Origin of the sequence: Sulfurospirillum sp. MES (genome assembly GCF_000789415.1) — a bacterium.
GTDB lineage: Bacteria > Campylobacterota > Campylobacteria > Campylobacterales > Sulfurospirillaceae > Sulfurospirillum > Sulfurospirillum cavolei.
Map to the genome: position 1 here is coordinate 1 of NZ_JSEC01000023.1, position 8,405 is coordinate 8,405.

Here is an 8,405-nt window from a genome sequence, read left to right on the forward strand (position 1 = left end):
GGCGAGCCTTGAAAGCTATAAGTAAATTCTCGCATTTGTGAAAAAATAAATTCCCCTAAAATATGCTTTTGTTCTTTGTAATAAAAATACGAAACAATGCCGCTAAACAGTGCTAAGGAGAGAAAAAAGATACCGAACGTTTTTAAAAACGCCTCTTTTTCATATTTTTTCAAGACGGTATCCTATGCCTTTAATATTGGTGATATTCAAAGCAAAGCGTTGTTTGAGTTTGCTAAGATGAACGCGTAGGGCAATGTCGCTTGGTTTTTCCATAACGTCGAAGAAGACCTCTTTATCGATCGTTTGGGAGAGATTACGCATCAGAAGATCGAAAATCGCTTTTTCGACGATGCCTAAATCGACCTCTTTATCGTCGATAAAAATACGTTTGCTCAAAAGATCGTAACGCATCGACCCGTAAACAATCGTCGGATTGTGCTTATGAATATGTGCCTTAATTCGCACGACGAGTTCATCGAAATCGAAAGGCTTTTTAATATAATCGTCGCATGCGCCCTCAAACGCTTTCGTAATCGTTTGAATATCTTTATACGCGCTGATAAAAAAAGCCGGCGTCTTATCGTCGTTGTCGCGTAGCAGTTTTAAAACGTCGATGCCGTTGAGTAACGGAACGTTAATATCGAAAAGGTAAAGATCAAAAATCGTATCGTAGCTTAAAGACAACGCTTCTTCCCCGTCTTGGGCATGGGCTACTTCAAACCCCGCTTCCTTCAGTAAACCGATGAGCGTTTGACTTAAAAGATAGTCGTCCTCGAGCAGTAAAATTTTTGACATAACGCTCTCCTTGGTTTAAAGCATAACATATCTGCGTTAACGAAGTGTTAAAGTAAAAAAATTTTTCCCTTAACGATTTGCTAACACTCGTATTATAGAATTTCATTATAAAATTTTTCAAAGGGGGTTATGATGAAAAAAAGTCTTTTAGCATTATGTATGCTCGGCGTAACGGTTTTTGCTGTGGATTACTCCGCGATGAGCGCGGCGGAACTTTCGGCAATGCGAGGAACGGTTCCAACAGAAGATAGAGCGGCGTTTCAAGCAGCCATGCAATCCAAAATGCAAGCACTTTCACAAGAAGAGAGGCAGTCTCTCTCCCAATCCCAACGTGCCAATACTAACGGCACGGGAGCCGGCGTAGGTGCGGGTAGCGGAAACGGAAATTCCGGTGCTAGCGGCGGAGCTGGCGGCGGCGGAAGAGGAAACGGACGCGGCGGTCGATAAGGTTTTATCTTCGTTTTTTCAAGAGAGCTTCGGCTCTCTTTTTTAACTTCTCTCCTGACATTAAGTTTGAAATTCAACTTCTCCTAAACCCAAAGCGTGCTAAGATAACGACGTTATTTTATTTGCGACGGTATCAAAGGATTTTGAATGGGAAACAACGACGAATTAAAACAGACCAACAAACTTATTTTACGTAATTTACAAGCAGAAGATTACGGCGACGTCAAACGTATTATGGATAGAGTCTATCCGACGCTTGGAGGTTGGACGATCGAAGAGTTTAGCGCACAGCTTTCGACTTTTCCCGAAGGTCAGATTTGTATCGAGGACGACGGTAAAGTCATTGCCGCGGCGCAGAGCCTGATCGTCGATTATAACACATACGGCGATCGCCATACGTACGATCAAATTACGGGAAACTGTTTGCTGAGCACGCACGATCCCAAGGGCGATACGCTTTACGGATTGGATATTTACGTCGATCCGGATTATCAAGGATTGCGACTCGGGCGTAGGCTTTACGATGCTAGAAAAGAGCTTTGTTACCGACTCAACCTTAAGCGCATCATCGCAGGCGGGCGCATTCCGGGCTACGCGGCACATGCTCACGAGATGACCCCTTCAAAATACATCGAACGGGTGAAAGACAAAGAACTTCGAGATCATGTGTTGGGCTTTCAGCTTGCCAATGACTTTCACGTGCGTCGTGTGTTGAAAGGCTACCTCAAAGGTGACGCGGCGTCTCGCGAGTACGCAACCCTTTTGGAGTGGAGCAACGTCGATTATGAAGAGCCTCATACTCATCCGACGGTCAATCGCGGTATTATTCGCGTCAGCGTCGTGCAGTGGCAGATGCGGAGCGTCAAAAGCGTCGAGGAGTTTTTGGATCAAGTCGAATTTTTCGTCGATGCGATGGCGGGGTATAAAGCCGATTTCGTGCTTTTCCCTGAATTTTTCAACGCGCCTTTGATGGCATTGCGCAGTGATGAAAACCAAGAAACGGCGATTCGTACCGTAGCGGCATATACCGATACTTTAGTCGAAAAAATAGGTCAATTTGCGGTGCGCTACAACATCAACATCATCGCAGGAAGTATGCCCGAATACGACGGTAACACGCTCTACAACGCCAGTTACCTCTGCCGACGCGACGGTACGAAAGATGCGCAGAAAAAACTGCACATCACCCCCGATGAAGAGGCGTACTGGGGCATGCACGGCGGCGACAAACTCTGTGTGTTTGAAACCGACGTAGGTCGTGTGGGTATTTTGGTCTGTTACGATGTCGAGTACCCCGAACTGCCGCGTCTTTTAGCTGAGCAGGGCATCGACATACTTTTCGTTCCTTATTGGACCGATACGAAAAACAGCTACTTAAGGGTGCGTCGTTGTGCGCAAGCCAGAGCGATTGAGAACGAGTGTTATGTGGCGATCTCTGGCAGTGTCGGCACGCTTCCCAAAGTGGAAAACATGGACATCCAATATTCCCAAGCCGCCGTTTTTAGCCCGTCCGATTTTGCATTTCCTCACGATGCCATCATGGCAGAAGCCACGCCCAATACCGAGATGACTTTAGTTGCCGATCTGGACATCAGTCTTTTAAAAGAACTGCGAGAACGAGGCAGTGTGCGCAATATGCGCTCTCGCCGTCACGATCTGTACAGCTTGCGTTGGCGTGGTGACAAAGAAGATTTCCTCGTCGTTAAAGGCTAAAAATCTTTACATGTAAAACGGTTGTGCTTCAAAAACAACCGTTTCTTCTCACACTTTAAATTCGTTGAGTTTCTCGTGCAGAGCAACACCCCAATGATCTAACACCGTGGTAATCTCCAAAATCTCTTCGCTTTTCGCATAGGTTGCGTGAAAGATCGTTTCGATCTTGCTAGATGCTTCTTTGATCTGCTCGGTTTCGCTTTTTAGATCGACCGATTTGGCGGCGACTTCGTTGGAGAGTGTTATGTTTTTTGTTGCAACGACGATCAGTTGCTCTAGTACAGCGTTGGCACTACTTGAAACCTCTTGGAGAATGTTGATCTCTGAGGCGTTGTGCTTCATCTGTTGACTGATGGACGTGATCGCATCGACGATGGACGTGATGGTTACATTGATCTCTTCAAGGCTTTTTTGCGTCTTCTCCGCTAAAAGTCTGACTTCATCGGCAACAACGGCAAATCCACGCCCGTGTTCGCCCGCTCGCGCGGCTTCGATGGCGGCATTGAGTGCGAGCAGATTGGTCTGATCGGCGATGTCGTCGATGACGCCAAGAATGCTCTTGGTCTCTTTGGTTTGCTGCGTGAGCGCGTGCAGTTGTGTGACAAGCTGGTTCTCTTTTTGAACGCTTTGAGCGATTTTAACGCCTAGATCGGCGATGTTGTGTTGCGTGTCGCCAAGGTACGTCCCGATCTGTTGCATCTGCGCTTTGCTCTCGTGCGCATTGTGGCTGATCTCATCAAAGGCGATTTGCATGGTGTTGATATGCTTGGTATTGTCATCGATGATCTTTTTTTCTTCTTTGGTTTGTGTATGCAAAAACGAAGCGATCTGTTGCAACTGTGTCGAAATCTGCCCGTGAGTCGTCGCATGCGCTTGAAAGCCAAGAATAGCATGTCGGATCTTCTCTTTGAAAAAGATGACCGAATCGAGCATCTTAGCGGATTCTTGGTTGAAGTTCGTGTTAATCGTGATCGCTTTGGTTAAGTCCATCGACGCTAAGGCTTGGTTGATCTTGAGGCTTAGATCCACGCCCCATTTTTTCTCATCCAGATCATGCACGATGAGAATCACCGCGATGGTGTACTGAATGAACGCCCCTAGCGTGTTGGTTGTAAAAAAGAAAGCATTGAGCGGAAGGATCAAAAAAGCGGCGATGTGTATAACGCGCATTCTTAAAAACAGAGATTTCATCAAATTTCTCCTGTATGAAATAGAATTCGCATTCTACTTCATACAAAAACAGAAAGGATTGATTCGCATCAAAAAATAAGATAAAGTTACTCTCTTTTTGTAAAACAGGCTATATTAAGCTTTTTTTCACGTGCATGAGGCGTTTTTGACATGTCGTAAAAACGAAGCGTATAGCTTTTATCGGTGTGATCGGTAGTGACAAGGTAAAGAACGAGAGCCGAGCTCTCATTCTTTACCGACGGGTTTGTTCAAAAAACGCCATCATCGTTTCTAAACAGATTTGCGGTTGTTCTTCCGGTACGAAATGTCCGCACTCTGGCACGGCAAATCCGCTAACGTGATCGGCGTATTGTTTCCAACCCTCTAAAACGTTCCAGATTTTTCCGACCACGCCGTCGGCTCCCCATAACACCAGCAACGGCGTTTTGATGCGTTGGTCTCTATCGACGTGATCGTGTTCCAAGTCGATGCCAGCCGATGCGCGATAATCCTCGCAGATGCCGTGAACACACGCAGGGTCGGCATAACAGCGGATATAATCGTCCAATACCTCTTTAGAAAAGCGTTCAGCCGCTTTTGGACCGACTTTGTTGGTTAGGTTGAAATGAATGAAAAATGCAGGGTCTACGCTGAGGGCGCGTTCGGGGAAAGGAAATTTTTGAATGTAAAAGAACCAATGCCAGTATTTGGTTGCAAACTCACGGTTGGTTTCTTTGTACATGTCATAGGTCGGTAAAATATCCATAAGCGTACATGTCAACACTTTTTCGGGGTGATCAAGAATCAGCCGATGCGCCACGCGAGCCCCTCTGTCGTGCCCGACGACATGGAATTTTTGGATACCGAGCTTTTTCATAACGCTCACATTGTCTTGTGCCATGACGCGCTTGGAGTAGTTGGAGTGATCTTCCAAGCCTACGGGTTTGGAGCTGTCGCCGTAGCCTCGAAGGTCTGTTGCGACCACACGGTATTTTTGGGCTAAAGTAGGGGCAATGTCACGCCAAATGAGATAGTTTTCGGGATGACCGTGCAGTAATAAAACGGCTTCTTCACCGCTTCCGCCCACCCACGTATTGATCACAATGTCTTCTTCAACCTCTACATGTACGTTTTCAAATCCTTGAAAATAAGCTTCTAATGCCATGGTTACGCTCCTCGTAAAAGTTGGGCTCGAACGAGCGGTTTGATGCCGCCGGCTTCTAGGATACTCATCACGTAAGGCGAGAGCGGCTCGGCGGTTATGAGAATGCCTTTTTCATTGGAAATCGTACCGCTTTTTAAATCCACTAAGAGAGAATCTCTGGATTGAACGTATTTTAAGATATGAGGACAAACGATAAGCGGAAGCGCTAGATTGATCGCGTTGCGATAAAAGATGCGCCCGAACGACTCGGCGATAATCGCTCCTACTCCTACGGCTTTGAGCGTAATGGCGGCGTGTTCTCTACTGCTACCGCAACCAAAATTCGTGCCTGCGACGATGATGTCGCCTTCTTTAACCGTATGAATAAACTCGGGGTCGACTCCATGCATCGCGTATTTGGCAACGTCTTCGACATCGGTGTATTGCACGAAGCGGCCCGGATAGATTTGATCGGTGTCGACATTGTTACCGAAAACAAAAGCCCTTCCTTGTAGGTTCGTGTTCATGCGTTCTCCTTTACGATATAGGGCGTGGGATCGACGATCTTGCCCTCGAGTGCCGCGGCGGCAACGGCGGCGGGCGAGCCTAAGAAGATGCGTGCTTGGGTGTCGCCCATACGTCCGGGAAAGTTGCGATTGGTCGTGGTAATGCATGTTTCATCTGAGGCGAGCATTCCCTCGTGCGTGCCCAAACACGCCGCACATCCGGGCGTTACAAAGGTCGCCCCCGCTTCTACCAAGCTTTGCACATACCCTTTTGCCATGGCTTCCAAAAAGACGCCTTTGGACGCGGGAACGATAACAAAACGCGTGCGAGGCGCAATATGTTTGCCTTTTAAAATCCCCGCGGCGATGCCGATGTCTTCGCATCTTCCACCCGTACAAGATCCTAGATAGGCTTGATCGACGGGCGTATCGATGAATGTTTGAATGTCAAAGACGTTATCCACGCTGGAAGGTGCGGCAAGTTTGGGCTGAAGATGCGTAACGTCAAAGCTGACCTGCGCCGCATAGACAAAATCGGGGTCGGTATGATAAATCTCATACGGGCGCGTCACTTTTTCGTTTAAAAAAGCCATCGTAACCTCATCGGGTTGGATGTAACTGGTCTTTGCGCCCATCTCCGTACTCATATTGCACAGTGCCATACGCTCGGAGATGCTCAAATACTGTAAAGTCGAGCCTGCCAATTCGACCGCTTTATAAACAGCAAAATCGGCTCCCAACGCTCCGATGGCGTGCAAGATGATGTCTTTGGCATAAACACCCTGAGGCGGTTTACCTTCAAAGTTGATCTTGATGATCTCAGGCACTCTAAACCAGAGCTTGCCCGTTGCCAAGATGATGGCCAGATCGGTTGCACCCACGCCCGTTCCAAAAGCACCGAATGCACCGTGCGTGGTCGTATGCGAATCGGTGATGACGATGATTTCCCCCGGATGCGCTAAACCTTTGTCGGCAACGACTTGATGGCATACGCCTTGGTCGATGTCCATGAGCATCTCAATGCCCTGATCCCAGCAAAATTCACGAAACGCCTTTTGGTTTTGTGCTTGCATAATGGTCGAAGCGGGGGCATAGTGGTCGAGAAACATCATAACGCGGCTAGGATCATAGACTTTGACACCGCCCATTTCGTGAAACGAGCGCACCGTTTGTAAATACAAGTCGTTAATACCGGCAAGATCAACTTCGCAGTTGACGATTTCGCCCGTTGTAACGCTATCCTTTCCGGCTTTGTTTGCCAGCAATTTTTCGATCGCATGCATTAAAAATCCTTCGCTTTGATTTTGGATAATTGTATGATAAATAATTATACAAAAGCAAATAATGTATAATCATAGACAATATAATGGAGGGTAATATGGACTCGAATCTTCTCAAAGTTTTTGTGGCGGTGAGTGAGCAAAAAAGCATCTCTTTAGGGGCATTGGAGCTTGGTTTCACCCAATCTAACGTCACGCTTCGCATCAAGCAGTTGGAAAAGACACTTGGGTATGAGCTGTTTCATCGTGTTCCCAAAGGCGTCATTTTAACCCAAGAAGGCGAAAAACTCTATCCTTTGGCAAAAGAGATCGTTCAGAAAATCGAAAATGCCTCGATCCAGATGCAAAACATGAAAGAACAAACCCTGCTTCGTATCGGCACGAGTCAAGCCAACGCAACCATACGGCTTTTGCGTTTTATCGAGACTGTGCAACGCGATTTTCCTTTGATGTCTTTGGAAGTCTACACAAGCGGAACGCCGAGCGTTTTGGAAAAACTCTTGGCGTATCAAATCGATATTGCGTTCATCACGGGCGATCCGAAGCACCTCGACATCGAAGTGCTCAATCAGTTCAGCGACGATTTGTACCTTGTGGAACCTCAAGACAAACGCTGCCCCAATACGCTGATCGGCTATCGTGAAAAAAGTACGCATTTTGATTTTTTAAAGGCATACGAAGAAGGTCTTGGCAATAAAACCTACCAAACGATGATCGTGGAAAATTACGAAGTGATGCTCGGATGCGTGAAAGCAGGGATGGGAAAAGCCTTCTTATCCAAAAAAATCATCGAAAAATTCGGCTATGTCGATACTTTAACGCTAACGAAGTTGGCGCAAAACGAGTGTGACTTGCAGACGCGTTTGGTGTGTCGCAAAGACAACGTTCCGTTTATCGCGGATTATTTGCAAGGGCTTTGCTAAAACCTTACATGTAAGGTTTTAGCACGGCATAAACTCTTAGAGAGTGAAGTAAGGATCGCTCAGTGCTCCGAGCTTTTTAGCGATGGCAAACGCCGCTTCTCTTCCGTCGAGTGCGGCGTTGACGACCAAGTTTGCGCCTCTGACCACATCGCCGCCCGCGAAGATAAAAGGATGGCTCGTCTCTTTGTTTTCATTGACGATCAGCGTATTGGAGCGACCTATCGCAAGGTCTAACTCTTCGTAAAAACTAAAACGCTTCGCCTCAAAGCCGAGTGCCAAGATAATACTGTCCGCCGGTAAGGTTTGCACGCTCTCTTCTTTGGTTTGCAGACGGTTGTTTGCATCAAGATAGGTTTCTAAAATTTCAAGACCGACGACGTGACGGTTCTCATCGACTAAAGCTTTTTTGGGCAGAGCGTTAAAGCGA

General features: G+C 46.9%; 9 protein-coding genes. 3 read left to right on the forward strand and 6 right to left on the reverse strand.

Going from position 1 to position 8,405, the window contains the following annotated elements:
- Positions 1–159 precede the first annotated feature (159 nt).
- On the reverse strand, positions 160–795 hold the full coding sequence (locus tag OA34_RS12845) for a response regulator transcription factor (protein WP_039676026.1): 636 nt from the start codon (positions 793–795) through the stop codon (positions 160–162).
- Between the two features lie 132 nt (positions 796–927).
- Between OA34_RS12845 and OA34_RS12850 the strand changes: the two genes are divergently transcribed.
- Both OA34_RS12850 and OA34_RS12855 read left to right on the forward strand, forming a co-directional pair.
- Positions 928–1,242 carry a DUF1104 domain-containing protein gene (locus OA34_RS12850; RefSeq protein WP_039676028.1) on the forward strand — a complete coding sequence of 105 codons (315 nt, stop codon included), beginning with the start codon at positions 928–930 and terminating at the stop codon, positions 1,240–1,242.
- A gap of 147 nt (positions 1,243–1,389) precedes the next feature.
- On the forward strand, positions 1,390–2,955 hold the full coding sequence (locus OA34_RS12855) for a bifunctional GNAT family N-acetyltransferase/carbon-nitrogen hydrolase family protein (protein WP_039676030.1): 1,566 nt from the start codon (positions 1,390–1,392) through the stop codon (positions 2,953–2,955).
- A gap of 48 nt (positions 2,956–3,003) precedes the next feature.
- On the opposite strand, the gene OA34_RS12860 is transcribed toward OA34_RS12855, so the two are convergent.
- From OA34_RS12860 to OA34_RS12875, 4 genes are all read right to left on the reverse strand, one after another.
- The gene (locus OA34_RS12860) at positions 3,004–4,146 is read right to left on the reverse strand and encodes a methyl-accepting chemotaxis protein (protein ID WP_039676032.1); all 1,143 of its coding nucleotides are present in this window, start codon (positions 4,144–4,146) and stop codon (positions 3,004–3,006) included.
- Positions 4,147–4,378: 232 nt separating this feature from the next.
- On the reverse strand, positions 4,379–5,290 hold the full coding sequence (locus tag OA34_RS12865; protein ID WP_039676034.1) for an alpha/beta fold hydrolase: 912 nt from the start codon (positions 5,288–5,290) through the stop codon (positions 4,379–4,381).
- Positions 5,291–5,292: 2 nt separating this feature from the next.
- Positions 5,293–5,796 carry a LeuD/DmdB family oxidoreductase small subunit gene (locus OA34_RS12870; RefSeq protein ID WP_039676036.1) on the reverse strand — a complete coding sequence of 168 codons (504 nt, stop codon included), beginning with the start codon at positions 5,794–5,796 and terminating at the stop codon, positions 5,293–5,295.
- Positions 5,793–7,058: a 3-isopropylmalate dehydratase large subunit gene (locus tag OA34_RS12875; protein WP_039676038.1), complete on the reverse strand. Its 1,266-nt coding sequence runs from the start codon at positions 7,056–7,058 to the stop codon at positions 5,793–5,795. Before OA34_RS12875 ends, OA34_RS12870 begins: the two co-directional genes overlap by 4 nt.
- A 95-nt stretch (positions 7,059–7,153) precedes the next feature.
- Between OA34_RS12875 and OA34_RS12880 the strand changes: the two genes are divergently transcribed.
- The gene (locus OA34_RS12880) at positions 7,154–7,978 is read left to right on the forward strand and encodes a LysR family transcriptional regulator (protein WP_039676040.1); all 825 of its coding nucleotides are present in this window, start codon (positions 7,154–7,156) and stop codon (positions 7,976–7,978) included.
- Between the two features lie 36 nt (positions 7,979–8,014).
- Here OA34_RS12880 and OA34_RS12885 read toward each other — a convergent pair.
- Positions 8,015–8,405 (reverse strand): FAD-dependent oxidoreductase (locus OA34_RS12885; protein ID WP_039676042.1); only part of this gene is annotated, 391 nt, incomplete at its 5' end.

Excerpts from the sequence above, each read along its gene's own strand:
- OA34_RS12845 (WP_039676026.1), bottom strand. The coding sequence starts at position 795 with ATGTCAAAAATTTTACTGCTCGAGGACGACTATCTTTTAAGTCAAACG.
- OA34_RS12850 (WP_039676028.1), top strand. The coding sequence starts at position 928 with ATGAAAAAAAGTCTTTTAGCATTATGTATGCTCGGCGTAACGGTTTTT.
- OA34_RS12855 (WP_039676030.1), top strand. The coding sequence starts at position 1,390 with ATGGGAAACAACGACGAATTAAAACAGACCAACAAACTTATTTTACGT.
- OA34_RS12860 (WP_039676032.1), bottom strand. The coding sequence starts at position 4,146 with ATGAAATCTCTGTTTTTAAGAATGCGCGTTATACACATCGCCGCTTTT.
- OA34_RS12865 (WP_039676034.1), bottom strand. The coding sequence starts at position 5,290 with ATGGCATTAGAAGCTTATTTTCAAGGATTTGAAAACGTACATGTAGAG.
- OA34_RS12870 (WP_039676036.1), bottom strand. The coding sequence starts at position 5,796 with ATGAACACGAACCTACAAGGAAGGGCTTTTGTTTTCGGTAACAATGTC.
- OA34_RS12875 (WP_039676038.1), bottom strand. The coding sequence starts at position 7,058 with ATGCATGCGATCGAAAAATTGCTGGCAAACAAAGCCGGAAAGGATAGC.
- OA34_RS12880 (WP_039676040.1), top strand. The coding sequence starts at position 7,154 with ATGGACTCGAATCTTCTCAAAGTTTTTGTGGCGGTGAGTGAGCAAAAA.